The sequence below is a fragment of the Pseudonocardia broussonetiae genome (genome assembly GCF_013155125.1).
Classification (GTDB): Bacteria; Actinomycetota; Actinomycetes; order Mycobacteriales; family Pseudonocardiaceae; genus Pseudonocardia; species Pseudonocardia broussonetiae.
In genome coordinates, this window is sequence record NZ_CP053564.1 from 1,224,590 (window position 1) to 1,241,790 (window position 17,201).

A 17,201-nucleotide genomic window follows, 5' to 3' on the forward strand; every position below is an offset into this window, starting at 1 on the left:
GCGACGTCCCGCCGGTGCCGACTCAGTGCGCGGGGGCGTGTGCGGCGGCGGCCAGTCCGGCGATCGTCGCGAGCGGGCCGTCGAGGTCGCCCGCGGACGCCCCGGGGGTGAGCACGACCGACAGCTCGATCCCGGCCGCGTGCAGCTCCTGCGCGCGGCGCGCGACGCTCGCGCCGTCACCCACGGCGCAGAGCCGGTGCACCGCCTCGTCCGGCACGAGCGCGAGCGCGGCCCTGCGGTCACCGGCCTTCCAGAGGTCCGTGGCGCGGTCGAGCTCGGCGAAGGCCCCGGCGAACGAGGCCCGGTGGGTGGGCACCATGGCGTACTGCAGGACGAGCCGGCGCAGCCGCGCGGTCGCCTCGTCGACGCGCTCGCCCGCGTAGCCCCAGAACGAGGCCATCGCCCACACCGAGCCCGGCTCGCGCCCGGCCTCCCGCTCCCCCTCGCGGACCAGCGCCAGCTTGGCCGGCACCTCGTCGGGCGGGCACCACGTGACGAACACCCCGTCGGCGACCCGGCCGGCCAGCCGCAGCATCCGCGGGTTCATCGCCGCGAGCACGATCGGCGGGGGGCTCGCCGGCAGCAGCCCGCACCGGAACCCGTGCACCCGCGGGTGGTCCACCTCGACGCGCTCCCCCGCCCAGGCCTGGCGCAGCGCCCGCACGTAGCCCTCGGCGGTGGCCAGCGGCGCGTCGAACTCCCGGCCGTGCCAGTCCTCGACGATCATCGGGCTGCTCGCGCCGAGCCCGGCGAGCACCCGGCCGGGCGCCGCCGAGGCGAGCGTGGCGAAGCCCATCGCGGTGAGCGCGGCCGACCGCGGGTACATCCCGGCGATGCCGCTGCCCACCCGGATCCGCGACGTGCTCGCGGCGATGAGGCCGAGCATCGAGAACACCTCGGGCCCGGCCACCTCGCCGACCCACACCGAGTCGTAGCCGTGCTCCTCGGCGGCCCGGGCCAGCCGCAGGTACTCGGGAGCGGACAGCCCGTCGTCGACGGGCATGGTCACGCCCAGCCGCAGCGGACCGGGCGGGGCCGTGCTCACGGTCGGACCTGGCGCGCGACGGCCGCGGTGTCGTACCAGCTGCTCAGCCGCACGATCACCCCGTCGCGCAGGTCGAACACGTCGACCGCGTCGAACGCGACCGGCCGCCCGTCGTGCAGCCGGCCCTCGAACCGGATCTCGGTGACGACCGCGTCGCCGTCCCGCAGCACCCGCGTGACGCGGTCGTGGTGCTCCGCGAAGCCCGCCAGCACGGCCGGGAAGTGGGCGAGCACGGCCTCGCGCCCGATCCGCGGCGGCGCCCCGACGGCGTGCAGCTCCCCGTCCGGGTGCCACAGCGGCTCCAGGTCGGCGAAGCGGTGCTCGTTGAGCGCGGCGAAGTAGCCGTCGACGACGGCGGGCGCGGTGCTCACGCGTCCTCCAGCAGGGTGCGCAGCTCCGACATCGCCGAGAACGACCAGCGCGCCAGCGACGGGTCGCCGAACGCGGTGATGTTCCACATGACCAGGTGGCGCAGCCCGGCGTGGCGGTACTCCGCGAGCTCCTCGGCCACCTGCTTGGGCGTGCCGCAGAACGCGTAGTGCCGCACCACCTCCGGCGGGATCGCGTCGATGATCCGCAGCGACTCGGCCCGCTCGACGGCGGTCGGGATGAAGTCGTGGAACCCCGACCCGTGCGGGCCGCCGTCCAGCGGGGGCGTGACCCCGAGGTCGCGGAACACCTGGGACGGCAGCAGGACGCACAGGGCCCGCACCAGCGGGGCCTCGGTGAGCCGGGCGACGGTCTCCTCGTCGGGCCCCATCAGGATGTAGCCGAGCATGCCGGGGGTGATCCCGGCCGGGTCCCGTCCGGCGTCCTGCGCCGAGCGCTCGATGGTCGTCAGCGCGCCGCGGTAGTCGGGTGCCGTCATCTTGGTGGGCAGCCAGCCGTCGGCCTTGGCGCCGGTGAGCCGCAGCATCCGGGGGCCGTGCGCAGCCGTCCAGATCTCCGGCGGCGTGCCGCCGTACGGGGAGAGCCCGAGCACCGCGCGGTCGAGGGTGTGGAAGCGGCCCTCGAAGTCGACCGGGCCGTCGGCCTCCCACAGCAGCCGCATGATGTCGATGCCCTCCGACAGCCGGGCGACGGGCGTGTCGAACGGCATGCCGTAGGGCGTCACGTTGAGCTTCTCGCCGCTGCCCAGGCCGATGATCGCCCGGCCCTTCGTCACGTGGTCCAGCGTCAGCGCGGCCTGCGCGGCCATGGCCGGGTGGCGGCGGATGAGGTCGGTGACGACGACGCCGACCCGGATCCGCTCGGTCTGCGCACCGACGACGCCCATCATGATCAGCGGGTCGAAGTAGGTGTGCGGGTTGGGCTGGTGCTCCGCGAGCGGGGTCAGGTCCGGCGTCCACATCGTGTCGGGGTGCCAGCCCATCAGGTGGTCGGGCCACCAGACCGCGTCGAAGCCCTCGGCCTCGCTGCGCTGCGCGAAGCGCACCGCGGCGTCGGCGGGCGGCATGATCTGGCCGGGGACGCCCAGCTCGAGCCGGGGGAGCCCCATCAGTACCGCCACCCGTCGCCGAAGGTCGCCAGCCGGCGCCCGAGGTAGTCCTCGACGACCGTGAGCGCGGCGCGGGCCGCGCGGTCGGTGCCGATGCCGCGGCTGCGGAAGGTCTCGCTGGCGAAGTAGAGGCCCTCGACGTTCGGGGCCCGCCAGTGCGGCCGGTACCGGCCGACCAGGCCGGGCATCTGGATCACGCCGAACGAGGGCTCGAACACCAGGTGCCTGCGCCGCCAGACCGGCTTCGCGAAGCCCGGCCACATCGTCTCGAGGTCGTGCTCGAAGGCGGTCATGGTGTCGCGCAGGAACCGCTGGTCGCGCCCCTTGGAGCCGGGCACGATCGCGCCCATCACGTGCAGGTGGGTGCCCGGCGGCGAGCAGGACGGGTCCATCGCGGTCTGGTCGAACATGAACCCCGAGCAGTCCGTGCTCGGCGTCGAGGTCCAGGTGGCCAGCTCGCGCGGGTCGTAGCGGGTCACCGGCTCCTCGGTCGCGAGGTAGAGGCCGAGCCAGGCGATCCGGAACTTGTCCTGGGCCAGGAAGTCGATCTGGGCGCTGTACCACTCGGGCAGCTCCTCGCGCGGCACGACGTCCAGCACGTGCCAGACGGGCAGCGTGGAGATCACGCACGGCGCCTCGAGGACCTCCTCCTCGAAGAACTCGTTGGGCAGCACCTTCGGCTCCCGCCCGACGGCGACGCCGACGACCTCACCGTTCTCGATCACCACCCGCTGCACGCTCGTGCCCAGCCGCAGCTCGCCGCCGTTCGCGGTGATCGCGTCGGACAGGTCGGCCCACATGCCGTCCCAGCCCTGGCCCGGCCAGAACGAGTAGGCGGCCGTGTTGCGCTCCTCGAAGTGCATCTTGCGCACGTAGAGGTTGTCGCTGGCCGAGTGGTCGTACCAGTTGTCGGTCATGCACTCGAGCACGGAGATGAACTCGAAGAGGTCGACCACGCCCTGGTCGTGGGTGTGCTGGTGGATCCACTCCCGCAGCGACCGGTCGTCCCACTGGTCGAGCTCCTCGTAGGGCGTGTCGACCAGCGCCTTGATGACCTTCTTGAGCTCGCGCTTGTCGGCGTAGCGGTCGCGGATCGACCCCCAGGTGCCCGAGGCGTTGTCCCAGATGGGCATCTCCCGGCTGACCTCGCCGTGCACGAGCTCCTTGCCGACGTGCTCGAACACCTTGGTGATGCCCGAGCCGCCGTCCTCGACGAGGTGCCCGCCGAGGTTGACGGTGAACCCCTCGTCCGGCACCGCCATGGCGCGGCCCCCGGCGTACGGGCTGCGGTCGACGACCACCACCCGCTTGCCCTCCTTGGCCAGCAGCGCACCGGCGGTGAGCCCGGCCGCGCCCGCACCGATCACCACGACGTCGTAGCTCGGCATGACACCCTCCCTACTCCCCAGCGACTGTTCTCGGTCGGCCCGCCGGCCGCGCGTCCGACACGTCGACGCTCGCGGTGCCCGTCAGGGCGCGGACCGGTGCGTCCTCCCCCGGCCGGAACACGTCCAGCCAGACCTCGCAGTCGGCCAGCCCGTCGGCGACCGCGACGACCCGGCCGCCCGCCACGACCCGGTCCCCCGCGAAGACGTTGGCGCCGAACCGCATCGACACCGCCCGGATCCGGTCGGCGCCGCCCGCCCAGGCGAGGAGCATGTTCTGCACGTAGCCCAGGTTGGTCGGGCCCTGGTTGACCAGCCGCTCGCCGAGGCCGTTGCGCCGCACGGCGTCGGGGTCGAGGTGGATGGGGTTGGGGTCGCGCAGCAGCGCGGCCAGCAGCTTCATCTTCTCCGGGTCGACGCGGTCCAGCTCCCAGGCCGGGAGCGCGTCGCCGGCGCGGGCGCTCACCGCTCCCGCCGGGGGAAGACGAACGACGTGCGCACCTCGGCGTCGACCGCGCCGTCCGCACCGAGCAGCTCGACCAGCATCGTCGCGATGTCGAAGGCCCCCGTCCGCGCGCCCTGCTTGCGCACCACGTCGACGACCGACGCCCGCGTCGCGTACTCCGCGCCGACCCGCAGCGGGCGGTGCACCCGCACCGACCACTCGCCGAGCATCGGCCCGTCCGCGGACGTGGCGTGGAACAGCGCGAAGACCTCGTCGAGCTCCACCCCCAGCCCGCCCTGCGCGGCGAGGAAGACCATGAGCGGGTGGGCGAGGCCGTCCGGTCCTGCGGGCGGCCCGCCGACGACGTCGCGCAGCAGCCGGTCGACGTAGGGCTCCACGCGCGCGCGACCACCCGGGAAGCGGTGCCCCACCACCGCGGCCACCTGCTCCTGCGCGACCAGCGCCATGACCGACACACCCTCCCGACCGCCGACACCGCATGCCTTGTCCACCGTCGGGCGTCGCTGCTAGTTTGTCAAACGATTGGTAGGTACCCGGGAGGCACGATGATGCGCACCACGGTCCCCGCCCTCCTCGACGCCCGCGCCGCCGACGCTCCGGAGCAGGGCATCGCCTTCCCGGACGGGAGGGCGTCCTACCCCGAGCTGGCGGACCGGACGCGGCGGCTCGCGGCCGCGCTGTGGGCCCACGGCGTCCGCCCGGGCGACCGGGTGGGCGTGCTCCTGCACGGCAGCCTCGACAGCGTCCTGACCTGGCTCGCCGCGTCCCGGATCGGCGCCGTCGCGGTGCCGGTCAACGTGCGGTTCCGCGCCGCGGAGCTGCGCCGGCTCCTCGACGACGCCGACCTGGCCGTGCTGCTGACCGGCGGCGCCTTCGCCGGGGTCCTCGACGAGGCGCTCGCGGAGCTCGGCGGGGGCGCGCCGCCCGTGGTCGTGCTCGACGACGGGCCGGCGCCGGTGGGGGCCACCGGGCGGGCCGCGTTCGAGGCCGCCGCGGACGACGTCGCGGCGGCTGCGGTCGAGGCCGCGCAGGCCGCGATCGGACCGGACGACCCCGCGGTGATGCTCTACACCTCGGGCACCACGTCCGGGCCGCGCGGCTGCCTGCACAGCCACGCGTCGCTCGTGCACGTGGGCGCGTCGCTGGCGCGGAGGCTGGAGCTCACGCCCGACGACCGCTTCTGGACGCCCCTGCCGATGTTCCACTGCGGCGGCCTCGACGTCGCGCTGACGGCGCTGGCCGCCGGCTGCGGGATGGTGCACGTCGGCACGTTCGAGCCGGGCCGCGCGCTGCGCCAGCTCGTCGAGGAGCGCTGCACCGTCGCGTTCCCGGCGTTCGAGACGATCTGGCTCCCGGTCCTGGACCACCCGGACTTCGCCGCGGCAGACCTGTCGGCGCTGCGGCTGGTGCTCAACGTCGGCAGCCCGGAGCGGATGCGCTCGATGCAGGCCCGGCTGCCGCACGCGGTGCAGCTCTCCTGCATGGGCATGACCGAGTCGATGGGCTTCTGCTGCGTCGGCTCGCCGGCCGATCCGGCCGAGCGCCGGGCCACCACGTGCGGGACGCCGCTGCCCGGCATGGAGGTCCGGGTGGTCGACCCGGCGACCGGCGCCGAGGTGCCGCCCGGCACGCCCGGCGAGTTCCGGTTCCGCGGGGTCTCCCGGATGCTGGCCTACCACCGCGACCCGGAGCTCACGGCGCGGCGCATCGACGCCGACGGCTGGTTCGCCTCCGGCGACCAGGTCGTCGCCGACGGGACGGGTGCGCTGCGCTTCCTCACCCGGCTCGACGACCGCCTCAAGATCGGTGGCGAGAACCTGGCGGCGACCGAGCTGGAGGGCTTCCTGTGCGAGCACCCCGCGGTCGGGATCGTGCAGGTCGTGGGGGCCCCCGACGCCCGCTACGGCGAGGTGGCCGCCGCGTTCGTGCAGCTGCGTCCCGGAGCCTCCGCGACCGAGCAGGACATCGTCGACCACTGCCTCGGCCGCATCTCCACGTTCAAGGTCCCCCGCTACGTCCGGTTCGTCGCCGACGGCGAGTGGCCGATGTCGGGGACGAAGGTGCAGAAGTTCCGGCTCCGGGCCCGGATCGCCGAGGAACTGGCCGCCCGCGGCGTCACCGAGGCCCCGCGGATGGTCGCCCCACCCCCGTCCGGAGGGCGATGACCGCATGGCCACCACCGAGCACCGCACCTACTGCCGCTACTGCATCTCGCTGTGCGGGCTGCGGGTCACCACCGACGGCGACCGCGTCGTCGAGGTCAGCGGCGACCGGGAGCACCCCGTCTCGGCCGGGTACACCTGCCCCAAGGGCCGCTCGCTCGGCGCGTTCCACCACCGGCCCGACCGGCTCGACCACCCGGTGCTGCGCCGCGACGGCGAGCTGGTCCGGGTGGGCTGGGAGGAGCTGCTCGACGACCTCGCCGGGCGCATCCGCCCGATCATCGAGGAGTCCGGGCCGGACGCGCTCGGCTCCTTCCTCGCCACCGGCGCCGCCTTCGACCCGGCCGGGCGCACCGCCGGCACCCGCCTGCTGCGGGCACTCGGCTCGCGCAGCGCGTACTCCTCGGCGACGGTCGACACGCCGGGCAAGCCGCTCGTCGCGGAGCTGATGGGCGGCTACCCGGGCCTGATCCCCGCCGTCGACCACGACCACGCGACGCTCGCGCTGTTCGTCGGCACCAACCCCGTCGTGTCGCACGGGCACCTCAACGCGCTGCCGATGCCGACCGCCCGCCTGCGGCGGCTCGCCGAGCGCGGCGAGGTCTGGGTGATCGACCCCCGCCGCACGGAGACCGCGAAGCTCGCCACCCGCCACCTGGCGGTCCGGCCCGGCACCGACCACGCCGTGCTCGCCTTCCTCGTCCGGGAGCTGCTGCCCGAGGGCGCCGACGCCGCGTACCTCGACGCGCACGCCGAGGGCGTCGACGAGCTGGCCTCCGCCGTCGCGCCGTTCGACCGCGACACGGCCGCGGCGCTCGCCGGGGTGCCCGCCGACGACCTCGACGACCTGCTGGCCGCCGTGCGCCGCCACGGCAGGATCGCCGGGCAGACCGGCACCGGCGTGTCCATGTCGGCCACGGCGAACGTGACGGAGTGGCTGCTGTGGGCGCTGCACGTCGTCACCGGGTCCTACGACCGCGAGGGCGGGATGTGGTTCCACCCCGGCTTCCTCACCCAGCTCGACCGCCGCCGGCTCCCGCACTCCGACGGCTCCGCCGCCCCCGGTCCGCGCTCGCGCCCGGAGCTGCCCGGCCGCTACGGCGAGTACCCCGCCGCGGCGCTGGCCGACGAGATCGAGGCGGGGAACCTGCGCGCGCTGCTGGTCGGCGGGGGCAACCCGATGCTCGCGCTCCCCCAGCCGGAGCGGGTGTCCGCGGCGCTGTCCCGGCTCGACGTGCTCGCCGTCGTCGACGTGCTGCCCTCCGCCACCACCGCGCTCGCGACCCACCTGCTGCCCGCCGCGGGCCAGCTCGAGCGCGCCGACCTGCCGCTGTTCGTCGACCGCTACGTGCCGCAGGTGAGCACCCAGTACACCGCCGCCGTCGTCGCGCCGGCCGCGCAGCGGCGGCCGATGTGGTGGGTGTTCGCCCAGCTGGGGCGCCGGCTCGGCGTCGACGTGCTGCCCGCGGGACTGGACCCCGACACGGCCACCGACGACGACGTGCTGGCCGCGATCGGCGGGCGCGGGCGGGTCGGGTTCGACGCGCTGCGCGCGGCCGACGGCCCGGTCCTCGCCGAGCGCGCGGTCTACGGCTGGGTCACCGACCAGCTGCCCGGCGGCCGGTGGCGGCTCGCTCCCCCGGCGCTGGTCGCGCAGCTCGCCGCCGCCCCGCTCGTCCCGGCCGGGCCCGGCGCGCTGCGCCTGATCCCGCGCCGCCAGATCCGGCACCTGAACTCGCAGCTCACCGACGACGGCGGGGCGCGGACCGGCCGCGAGGCGGCGGCCGCCGGGCTGCACCCGGCCGACGCGGGCGACCTCGGGATCGCCGACGGCGACCTGGTGGAGCTGCGCAGCGCCCACGGGAGCCTGCGCTGCGTGGCGCAGGTGGACGACAGCCTGCGCCGCGGCGCGGTCGCCGTGCCGCACGGCTGGGGCGCGCCCGCGGTCGGCGCGCTGACCTCCGACCGGGCCGACGTCGACCCGCTGACCGGGATGCCGCTGCTCACCGACGTCCCGCTGACCGTCACCCGGGTCCGAGGGGCCCGATCATCTCGGCGCCGGGTTCCACCTGTTAGGACCATGACAAACTAACGGCCGTCTGGTGACATGGGCCACCACTCGCGACGGTGCGACCGGAGGTGTCCGGGGCGCTCGTCGCGCCCGCCGACGCGCCTCCGGAGGACCCGTGAGCACGACGCCCCGCCGGCCCGTGGCGGCTACCACGCTCGGCGACCTGCTGCACCGCCGCGCGGCCGAGCACCCCGACCGCGAGGCGCTGGTCTTCCCCGCCGAGCGGGCCACGTACGGCGAGCTCGCCGCACGGGCGGAGCTGCTCGCGCGCGGGCTCGTCGGGACGGGGGTGCGGCCGGGTGACCGGGTCGGGATCCTGCTCCCGGCGTCGGTCGACCTGGTGGCGCTGCTGTTCGCCGTCACCGACATCGGCGCGGTCGCGGTGCCGATCAACGCCCGGTTCAAGAGCGCCGAGCTGTCGCAGATCGTCGTCCACTCCGGGATGCGGGTGCTGGTGACCGCCCCGCCCGCCCCCGGCGAGCCCGACTTCGCCGACCTGCTCACCGCGACCTTCCCCGACCTCGCCGGGGCGCCCGCGGGCGAGCTCGACCTGCCCTCCGCCCCGGAGCTGCGCCGCATCGTGCACCTGGGCGGGCCGGGCGGGCCCGGACTCACACCGGGCGCCGACGTCGAGGCGCTCGGGGCGGCCGTCGACCCCGGCACCGTCGCGGCGGCCGCGGCGTCGGTGCGGGTGCGCGACACCGCGCTGCTGGTCTACACCTCGGGCACCACCGCCTCGGCCAAGGGCGCGATGCTCAGCCACGAGGCCGTCACCCGGCTGGCCGACGGCATCGCCCACGAGCGCATGCCGCTCACGCCCGAGGACCGCGTGTGGACCGCGATCCCACTGTTCCACGGCGGCGGCATCACCTTCGCGCTCACCTGCATCACCGCGGGCGCCGCGTTCGTGCACCCGCGGTTCTTCGACCCCACCACGACGCTCGACCTGCTCGTCCGCGAGCGGGTCACGGTCGCGCTCGCCGCCTTCGAGACGATCTGGCTGCCGGTGCTCGACCGGCCCGACTTCGCCGGGCACGACCTGAGCCGGATCCGCGTGGTGATGGTCGTGGGCGTCGCGGAGCGGCTGCGCGCGATGGCCGCCCGGCTGCCCGACGCCGTCCACGTGTCCTGCGTGGCGATGACCGAGTCGTCGGCGTTCCTCACCCTCAACCGGCTCGACGACCCGCTGGAGAAGCGGGTCACGACCGGCGGGCACCCGATGCCCGGCATGCTCTGCCGGGTCGTCGACCCCGAGACGGGTGTGGACCAGCCGCCCGGGACGCCCGGCGAGCTGCTCTTCCGCGGGCCCAACGCGTTCGACGGCTACTTCCGCGACCCGGAGCTCACCGCGCAGGTCTTCGACGACGAGGGCTGGTTCCGCACCGGCGACGTCGTCGTGGCCGACGCCGACGGCAGGCTCACGTTCCTCTCCCGGCTCAAGGACATGCTCAAGGTGGGCGGCGAGAACGTGTCGGCCGCCGAGGTGGAGGGCTTCCTGCTGGGCCACCCGGCCGTGGGCATCGTGCAGGTGGTGGCCGCGCCGGACGCCTACTACGTCGAGGTCCCCGCCGCGTTCGTCCAGCTCAAGCCGGGCTGCGAGGCCACCGAGCAGGAGATCATCGACTTCTGCGTCGGGCGGATCGCGTCCTACCGCGTGCCGCGCTACGTCCGGTTCGTGACCGAGTGGCCGATGTCCGGGACGAAGGTGAAGAAGGTCGACCTGCGGGCGCGGATCGCCGAGGAGCTCGCCGCCGCCGGGATCACCGAGGCCGAGCGGGTCTCCTCCCGGTGACCCCCGACGCGGTCGTGCGGCCGGCCTCGGACCGCTCGCGCACGGTCACGGGCATCGCGCTGCCCGTCGACCTCGGGGCCACGGCCCTGTGACGACCTGCCCGCTGGGGCGCAGGAACACCGATGGAGGGACGACATGTACCAGGTCACCGTGCTCTACAACCACCCCGAGGACCCGGCGGCGTTCGACAGGCACTACCGGGAGGTGCACGCGCCGCTCGCCGCCAAGATCCCCGGGGTGCAGGCGTACACCGCGTCCTGGGCGGGCCCCTCCCCCGACGGGAGCAGCTCGCCCTACCACCTCGTCGCGACCCTGCAGTTCGCGTCGGCCGAGGCGTTCGCGGCCGGTTTCGGCGGGCCCGAGGGCCAGGCGGCGAACGCCGACCTCGCCAACTTCGCGGGCGCGGGGGCGACGATCGTGGCCGGCGAGGCGGAGAGCTTCGCCTGACCGGTCCGCGCGGCCGGCGCTCCGGCGCCGGTCGCGCCGACGGCCCCACTCGACGCCACTCGGACGCTATTCAAACTAACGATTGGTGGCTATGGTCGGAGTCACGCCGCCGGGCCAGAACACCGGCCTCGCGTCCGACCCCCACGAGGAGGATGCATGGCTCTCGACGCCGCGACCACGCAGTTCCTGACCCAGATGGCCGGGACCGGCATGAAGCCGCTCCACGAGATGACACCCCTGGAGGCCCGCGGGCTGACCGCGATGCTCGGGGACATGTACGGCCCGGGCCCGGAGATGGCCCGCGTCGAGGACCACGTCGTCGAGGGGCCGGACGGGTCGTTCCCCGTCCGGGTCCTGGTGCCGGCCGGCACCCCCCGCGGCGTGCTCGTCTACTACCACGGCGGCGGGTGGGTGATCGGCGCCCTCGGCGAGTTCGACACCCTCGGCCGGACCCTCGCCGAGCGGACCGGCTGCGCCGTGGTCCTGGTCGACTACCGGCTCGCGCCGGAGGACCCCTACCCGGCCGCGGTGCAGGACGCCTGGGCGGCCGTGCAGTGGGCCGCCGGACGCGTGGAGGACATCGCCGGCTCCCGGGTCCCGCTCGTGGTCGCCGGTGACAGCGCGGGCGGCAACCTGGCCGCGGTCGTGAGCCGGCGGGCGCGTGACACCGGCGGACCGGCCATCGACCTGCAGGTCCTGGTCTACCCGGTGACCGACTGCGACCTCGACAACGGCTCCTACCGCGACCCCGCCAACCAGCTGATGCTCAGCCGCGACAGCATGATCTGGTTCTGGGACCTCTACGCCCCCTCCGCGGCCTCACGGGAGGACCCCGACGCCTGCCCGGGACGCGCGGCCGACCTCGCCGGGCTCCCCCCGGCGGTCGTGCTCACCGCCGAGCACGACGTGCTGCGCGACGAGGGCGAGGCCTACGCCGCCCGGCTGCGCGACGCCGGGGTCCCGGTGCAGCAGCGGATGTTCGAGGGCCAGATGCACGGCTTCTTCACGATGGTCAACATCCTGCCCGGCAGCGCCGCCGGCATCGGCTTCGTCGCCGACGCCGTCCACCAGCACCTGGCCGGGCAGCCGGCCTGACCGTCCACGACACGACTCGACGAGGAGGAGATCGGGATGCAGGAACGGATCGAGGAGTTCGACGCCGTCGTCGTCGGCGCCGGGCTGTCGGGCCTCTACATGCTGCACGAGCTGCGGGGCCAGGGGTTGTCGGTGCGGGTGTACGAGGCGGGCGACGGGGTCGGGGGCACCTGGTTCTGGAACCGCTACCCGGGCGCGCGCTGCGACGTGGAGAGCATGGAGTACTCGTACTCCTTCTCCCCCGAGCTCGAGCAGGAATGGGAGTGGACCGAGAAGTACCCGACGCAGCCGGAGATCCTGCGCTACATCGAGCACGTCGCCGACCGCTTCGACCTGCGCCGTGACGTCGTGCTGCAGACGCGGGTCGAGTCCGCGGTGTTCGACGAGGAGAACGGCCGCTGGACCGTCGCGACCGAGGGCGGCGAGCGCGTGTCGGCGCAGTTCTGCATCATGGCCACCGGGTGCCTGTCGACGTCGAAGACGCCCGAGATCCCGGGGCTGGAGACGTTCCAGGGCCGCTGGTACCACACCGGGCACTGGCCGCACGAGGGCGTCGACTTCACCGGCCTGCGCGTCGGCGTCGTGGGCACCGGCTCGTCGGGCATCCAGTCCATCCCGCTGATCGCCGAGCAGGCCGAGCACCTGACCGTCTTCCAGCGCACCCCGAACTTCGCCATGCCCGCGGGCAACCGGCCGCTGGACCCGGCGCAGCAGGCCGATCTCAAGGCCCGCTACCCGGAGCACCGGCAGGCCGCGCGCGAGTCCGGCTTCGGCATCCCGGTGCCGCTGCCCACGCAGTCGGCGCTCGAGGTCGACGCCGCGGAGCGCGACCGGGCCTACCAGGCCGGCTGGGACAAGGGCAGCCTGGTCTCGATCCTGCTGTCCTACACCGACACCATCGTGGACAAGGCGGCCAACGACACCGCGGCCGAGTTCGTCCGCAACAAGATCCGGGAGATGGTGCACGACCCGGAGACCGCGGAGGCGCTCTGCCCGAACGACCACCCGTTCGGCACCAAGCGGCCGTGCCTGGACACGAACTACTTCGCGACGTTCAACCGGCCGAACGTCGACCTCGTCGACGTCCGCCGGACGCCGCTGCAGGAGATCACCCCGACCGGCCTGCGCACCTCCGACCGGGAGTACGCGTTCGACGCGCTCGTGTTCGCGACCGGGTTCGACGCCATGACGGGTGCGCTCACGTCCATCGACATCCGGGGGCGGGACGGGGTCCGGCTCAAGGAGCGCTGGGCCGAGGGCCCGCGGGCCTACCTCGGCCTCGGCGTCGCCGGCTTCCCGAACCTGTTCACGATCACCGGTCCGGGCAGCCCGTCGGTGCTGTCGAACATGATGGTCTCCATCGAGCAGCACGTGGAGTGGATCTCCGAATGCGTCGCCTTCCTCCGCGAGCGCGGGCACTCCACGATCGAGGCGACCGAGGACGCCCAGGACGCCTGGGTCCAGCACGTGCAGGACGCCGGCAACATGACGCTCTACCCCACCGCCAACTCCTGGTACATGGGGGCGAACGTCGAGGGCAAGCCGCGGGTGTTCATGCCCTACATCGGGGGGGTGGGGGTGTACCGCCAGAAGTGCGACGACGTCGCGGCCAAGGGCTACGAGGGCTTCGCCCTCGCCGAGTGAGGCCGGCACGCCGGTACCCGGGAGCACCGTGACGGGGCCCGTGCCGGACCTGGCGGACCTGCCGGACGGCATCACCGGACTGCGGTGCGTCGACCACATCGCGGTCGCCACCCGCTCGATCGCCGACGCGCACCGCCTCTACGGCGGTGTGCTCGGCGGGCGGTTCATGAACGGGGGCGACTACGCCGGCACGGGCATCCGCACGCTCCAGCTCCGGCTGGCGGGCGGGATGAAGGTCGAGCTGCTGCAGCCGACGGACCCGTCGTCCTACCTCGCCGCGTACCTGGAGAAGCGCGGCGAGGGGCTGCACCACGTCACCCTGCTGTTCGACGACGTGGAGCGGGCGATCGGGGCGTTCTCCTCCCAGGGGTACGAGCTCGTCGACGTCGACCTGCGCCGGCCCGCCTGGCGGGAGGCCTACGTGCGGCCGCGCTCGGCGTTCGGCACGCTGCTGCAGCTCGTGGACTCGACCGTGCGCTGGGACGTGCCGGTGCCGGGGATCACCGCCCAGCAGGTGCTGGCCGGTGACGTCGTGTGGGACGAGGAGACCGAGCTGCCCCGGCTCCGGGGCGGCTAGCCGACCAGCTCGGCGACGACCTCCAGCTCGGCCCGCCCGCCGCCCACGACCATCGTCGTGACCAGCGAGTTCCGCCACGAGTCCAGCTCCTCGGCGATCTTGCCCCGCGGCCCGACCAGCGCGATCTGCTCCACCATCGACAGCGGCACCGCGGCCGCGGCCTCGTCCTTGCGCCCGGCGAGGTAGGACTCCTGGATCCGCGCGCACTCGTCCTCGTAGCCCATGCGGGCGAAGACGTCGTAGTGGAAGTTGACGCCCTTCGCCCCCATGCCGCCGATGTAGAGCGCGAGCATCGGGCGGATCCGGTCGGCCGCGGCGTCGACGTCCTCGTCGACGACGACCTGCACCATGCAGACGACCTCGAAGTCGTCGGCGGTGCGGCGGGCGCCCGAGCGGGCGAAGCCCTCGGTGAGGCAGTCGCGGTAGAAGGCGTCGTGGCGCGGGGCGTAGAACAGCGGCTGCCAGCCGTCGGCGATCTCCGCCGCCAGTGCCACGTTCTTCGGGCCCTCCGCGGCGAGCAGGATCGGCAGATCGGTGCGCAGCGGGTGGACGGTCGGGCGCAGCGGCTTGCCCAGCCCGGCGCCGCCGGGGTGCGGGATCGCGTAGTGCTCGCCGGCGAACTCGACGCGCTCGCGTGCGAACGCCGAGCGCAGGATCTGCACGTACTCCCGCGTCCGGGCCAGCGGCTTCGGGTAGGGCTGCCCGTACCAGCCCTCCACGACCTGCGGCCCGGACGCACCGATGCCGAGCACCATCCGGCCGCCGGAGAGGTGGTCGAGCGTCAGCGCGGCCATCGCGGTGGCCGTCGGGGTGCGGGCCGACATCTGCACGACCGAGGTGCCCAGCCGCACGCGCGAGGTGCGCGCGCCCAGCCAGGCCAGCGGCGTCAGCGCGTCGGAGCCGTAGGCCTCGGCGGTCCAGATCGAGTCGAAGCCGAGGTCCTCGGCCGCCGCGACGCGCTCCGCCGCGGCCGGGTCCGGCCCCGCCCCCCAGTACCCGAGCGCCAGCCCGAGCCGCATCAGAGCGAGTCCACGAAGAAGTCGAGCTCGGGGTCGTCGGTGCCGCCGTAGGCCGAGAGGTCGGTCGTCCCCGCCCGGGCCAGCACCTCGACGTCGAGCAGGATCTGCCCCGTCGGGCGCTGCGGGTCGGTGAACAGCGCCACCGCCGCGTCGCCCATGATCTCCGGGGTCCGCGAGCGGGAGGCCGCCTCCGCACCGCCCAGCAGGTTGACCACCGCCGCGGTCGCGATCGTCGTCTGCGGCCACAGGCAGTTGGCGCGCACGCCCTTCTCGGCGAACTCCGCGGCGAAGCCCAGCGTCAGGATCGTCATCCCCATCTTGCTCAGCGCGTACGCCGGGAACCGCCCGAGCCAGTGCGGGGCCAGGTTGACCGGCGGCGAGAGCGTCACGACCTGCGCGTCGTCGCTCGCGAACAGGTGCGGCAGCGCGGCCCGCGTGAGCTGCCAGGTGCCCTTGCTGTTGATCTGCTGCATGAGGTCGTAGCGCTTGGGGGCGAGGTCGAGGGTGCCCGTGAGGTTCAGCGCCGAGGCGTTGTTGACGACGATGTCGATGCCGCCGAACGTCTCCACGGCGGTCGCGACGGCGCGCGCGCAGTCGGCCTCCTCGCGCACGTCCCCGACCACGGCGACGGCCCGTCCCCCGGCCTCCTCGATCTCGGCGACGGCGGTGTGCACGGTGCCGGGCAGGCGCGGGTCGGGCTGGTCGGTCTTGGCCAGCAGCACCGCGTTCGCCCCCTCCTTCGCGGCCGCGACGAGGATCGCCAGCCCGATACCCCGGCTGCCGCCGGACATGACGATGGTGCGGTCCTTCAGGGAATCGGTCACGGGAGCTCCAGGATCGTCGGCGAGGCGGAGGCGAGGCAGTCAGGGCTGACTGTAACCGGAGGGGTCGGCGGTCGCGTCCTCCGCAGCGTCGTCCTCGGCAGCCTCCGCAGCCTCCGCGCCCGGCACGTCGTCGCGGATGAGGATGTCGATCCAGCGGGTGTGCGGGTGGATGTCGACGAGCAGGGCCTTGACCAGCAGCGTCAGCGGGATGGCCAGCAGCGCCCCCAGCGGCCCGACGACGAAGCCCCAGAACACCAGCGCGAGGAACGTGACCGTCACCGACAGCCCGACCGCGTCGCCGACGAACCGCGGCTGGATGACCGTCTGCAGCAGCACGTTGATGACCATGAACGACACCACCACCGCGGTCATCAGCCCCGGTCCGCCCTCCAGCAGCGCGAACGCCGCGGGCGGGGCGAGCGCGATGAGGAAGCCGATGTTGGGCACGAAGTTCGCGACGAACGCCAGCAGCCCGAACAGCAGCGCCAGGGGCACGCCGAGGACCCACAGGACCGCCACGTCGAGCGCCGCGATGACCAGCCCGAACACCGTGGCGACGGCCAGGAAGCTGCGGGTGCCGTGGGCGAAGGCGGTGAGCGCCTCGACGACGTGCGGCCGCGTGCGCCCCAGCGCCCGGAGGCGCTCGGGGAAGGTCGCGGAGTCGAACGCCATGAACAGCAGCACCGACAGGATCAGCAGCAGGTTCGACAGCAGCCCGGCGAACTGCGCGAGGAAGCCCTGCAGCACCCCGACGACGCTGCCGACGTCGAACTGGTCGAGCGCGGCCTGGATCTGGTCGGGCCCGACGCCGATCGTCGCGAGCAGCTCGGAGGCCTCGCCGAGCAGGATGTTGAGCTGCCCGCCGTAGCCCGGAAGGACCCGCGCGAGCTCGGCCACGGCGTACACCAGCGACCCCACCAGCGCGACGAGGATCGCGTACACCGACCCCAGCGTCACGAGCGTGGCGAGCCAGCGCGGCACGCCCCGGCGGCGCAGCGCCCCCGCGATCGGCGCGACCGTCACCATCAGCACCAGCGCGAGGAACAGCGGCCCGAGCAGCCCGCCGAACGCCTGCAGCCCCGCGATCGTGACGACGGCCGCGGCGAAGCCGAACAACGGGTTCGACCACGTCGTGCGGGTGGGGGGCGCGGCGTCGGTCACGCGGTGATCGTGGCA

Annotated in this window: 16 protein-coding genes; 7 read left to right on the plus strand and 9 right to left on the minus strand. The window is 74.2% G+C overall.

The window, feature by feature from the left end; translation table 11 throughout:
- Positions 1-22: 22 nt before the first annotated feature.
- From HOP40_RS06020 to HOP40_RS06045, 6 genes are read right to left on the minus strand one after another with little or no spacing between them, the layout of a single operon-like run.
- Positions 23-1,045 (minus strand): LLM class flavin-dependent oxidoreductase, encoded by a 1,023-nt coding sequence (locus tag HOP40_RS06020; RefSeq protein WP_172155447.1) that lies wholly within the window; start codon positions 1,043-1,045, stop codon positions 23-25.
- Positions 1,042-1,416: a nuclear transport factor 2 family protein gene (locus tag HOP40_RS06025; RefSeq protein ID WP_172155449.1), complete on the minus strand. Its 375-nt coding sequence runs from the start codon at positions 1,414-1,416 to the stop codon at positions 1,042-1,044. The genes HOP40_RS06020 and HOP40_RS06025 overlap by 4 nt, the downstream gene beginning before the upstream one ends.
- The gene (locus tag HOP40_RS06030; protein ID WP_172155450.1) at positions 1,413-2,555 is read right to left on the minus strand and encodes an LLM class flavin-dependent oxidoreductase; all 1,143 of its coding nucleotides are present in this window, start codon (positions 2,553-2,555) and stop codon (positions 1,413-1,415) included. Before HOP40_RS06030 ends, HOP40_RS06025 begins: the two co-directional genes overlap by 4 nt.
- Positions 2,543-3,931, minus strand: a complete 1,389-nt coding sequence (locus HOP40_RS06035) for a phytoene desaturase family protein (RefSeq protein ID WP_172155451.1) — start codon at positions 3,929-3,931, stop codon at positions 2,543-2,545. The genes HOP40_RS06030 and HOP40_RS06035 overlap by 13 nt, the downstream gene beginning before the upstream one ends.
- Positions 3,932-3,941: 10 nt before the next feature.
- Positions 3,942-4,394, minus strand: coding sequence for a MaoC/PaaZ C-terminal domain-containing protein (locus HOP40_RS06040; protein ID WP_240157539.1), 453 nt, complete (start codon positions 4,392-4,394; stop codon positions 3,942-3,944).
- Complete coding sequence (locus HOP40_RS06045; RefSeq protein WP_172155452.1) at positions 4,391-4,840, minus strand: hotdog family protein; 450 nt, start codon at positions 4,838-4,840, stop codon at positions 4,391-4,393. Before HOP40_RS06045 ends, HOP40_RS06040 begins: the two co-directional genes overlap by 4 nt.
- Before the next feature lie 99 nt (positions 4,841-4,939).
- Between HOP40_RS06045 and HOP40_RS06050 the strand changes: the two genes are divergently transcribed.
- The 7 genes from HOP40_RS06050 to HOP40_RS06080 all read left to right on the plus strand — a co-directional run bounded on the left by HOP40_RS06050 (position 4,940) and on the right by HOP40_RS06080 (position 14,182).
- Complete coding sequence (locus HOP40_RS06050) at positions 4,940-6,559, plus strand: class I adenylate-forming enzyme family protein (protein WP_172155453.1); 1,620 nt, start codon at positions 4,940-4,942, stop codon at positions 6,557-6,559.
- 4 nt (positions 6,560-6,563) lie between these two features.
- Positions 6,564-8,648 carry a molybdopterin-containing oxidoreductase family protein gene (locus HOP40_RS06055; protein ID WP_172155454.1) on the plus strand — a complete coding sequence of 695 codons (2,085 nt, stop codon included), beginning with the start codon at positions 6,564-6,566 and terminating at the stop codon, positions 8,646-8,648.
- A gap of 94 nt (positions 8,649-8,742) precedes the next feature.
- Positions 8,743-10,419 (plus strand): AMP-binding protein, encoded by a 1,677-nt coding sequence (locus HOP40_RS06060; RefSeq protein ID WP_172155455.1) that lies wholly within the window; start codon positions 8,743-8,745, stop codon positions 10,417-10,419.
- A gap of 135 nt (positions 10,420-10,554) precedes the next feature.
- Positions 10,555-10,866: an EthD family reductase gene (locus tag HOP40_RS06065; RefSeq protein ID WP_172155456.1), complete on the plus strand. Its 312-nt coding sequence runs from the start codon at positions 10,555-10,557 to the stop codon at positions 10,864-10,866.
- A 156-nt stretch (positions 10,867-11,022) separates the two neighbouring features.
- Positions 11,023-11,961, plus strand: a complete 939-nt coding sequence (locus tag HOP40_RS06070; protein WP_172155457.1) for an alpha/beta hydrolase — start codon at positions 11,023-11,025, stop codon at positions 11,959-11,961.
- A 36-nt stretch (positions 11,962-11,997) separates the two neighbouring features.
- Positions 11,998-13,605 carry a flavin-containing monooxygenase gene (locus tag HOP40_RS06075; protein WP_172155458.1) on the plus strand — a complete coding sequence of 536 codons (1,608 nt, stop codon included), beginning with the start codon at positions 11,998-12,000 and terminating at the stop codon, positions 13,603-13,605.
- A 28-nt stretch (positions 13,606-13,633) separates the two neighbouring features.
- Positions 13,634-14,182 carry a VOC family protein gene (locus HOP40_RS06080; protein ID WP_172155459.1) on the plus strand — a complete coding sequence of 183 codons (549 nt, stop codon included), beginning with the start codon at positions 13,634-13,636 and terminating at the stop codon, positions 14,180-14,182.
- Here the strand turns inward: HOP40_RS06080 and HOP40_RS06085 are convergent.
- From HOP40_RS06085 to HOP40_RS06095, 3 genes are read right to left on the minus strand one after another with little or no spacing between them, the layout of a single operon-like run.
- Positions 14,179-15,201: an LLM class F420-dependent oxidoreductase gene (locus tag HOP40_RS06085; protein ID WP_172155461.1), complete on the minus strand. Its 1,023-nt coding sequence runs from the start codon at positions 15,199-15,201 to the stop codon at positions 14,179-14,181. The genes HOP40_RS06080 and HOP40_RS06085 overlap by 4 nt on opposite strands.
- The gene (locus tag HOP40_RS06090) at positions 15,201-16,025 is read right to left on the minus strand and encodes an SDR family oxidoreductase (RefSeq protein ID WP_172155463.1); all 825 of its coding nucleotides are present in this window, start codon (positions 16,023-16,025) and stop codon (positions 15,201-15,203) included. The genes HOP40_RS06085 and HOP40_RS06090 overlap by 1 nt, the downstream gene beginning before the upstream one ends.
- 39 nt (positions 16,026-16,064) lie before the next feature.
- Positions 16,065-17,186, minus strand: a complete 1,122-nt coding sequence (locus tag HOP40_RS06095; protein ID WP_172155465.1) for an AI-2E family transporter — start codon at positions 17,184-17,186, stop codon at positions 16,065-16,067.
- Positions 17,187-17,201: the final 15 nt, after the last annotated feature.

Bases quoted from the DNA above. Each gene is read 5' to 3' on its own strand.
- HOP40_RS06070 (WP_172155457.1), top strand. From the start codon at position 11,023: ATGGCTCTCGACGCCGCGACCACGCAGTTCCTGACCCAGATGGCCGGG.
- HOP40_RS06075 (WP_172155458.1), top strand. From the start codon at position 11,998: ATGCAGGAACGGATCGAGGAGTTCGACGCCGTCGTCGTCGGCGCCGGG.
- HOP40_RS06035 (WP_172155451.1), bottom strand. From the start codon at position 3,931: ATGCCGAGCTACGACGTCGTGGTGATCGGTGCGGGCGCGGCCGGGCTC.
- HOP40_RS06050 (WP_172155453.1), top strand. From the start codon at position 4,940: ATGATGCGCACCACGGTCCCCGCCCTCCTCGACGCCCGCGCCGCCGAC.
- HOP40_RS06055 (WP_172155454.1), top strand. From the start codon at position 6,564: ATGGCCACCACCGAGCACCGCACCTACTGCCGCTACTGCATCTCGCTG.
- HOP40_RS06045 (WP_172155452.1), bottom strand. From the start codon at position 4,840: ATGGCGCTGGTCGCGCAGGAGCAGGTGGCCGCGGTGGTGGGGCACCGC.
- HOP40_RS06065 (WP_172155456.1), top strand. From the start codon at position 10,555: ATGTACCAGGTCACCGTGCTCTACAACCACCCCGAGGACCCGGCGGCG.
- HOP40_RS06085 (WP_172155461.1), bottom strand. From the start codon at position 15,201: ATGCGGCTCGGGCTGGCGCTCGGGTACTGGGGGGCGGGGCCGGACCCG.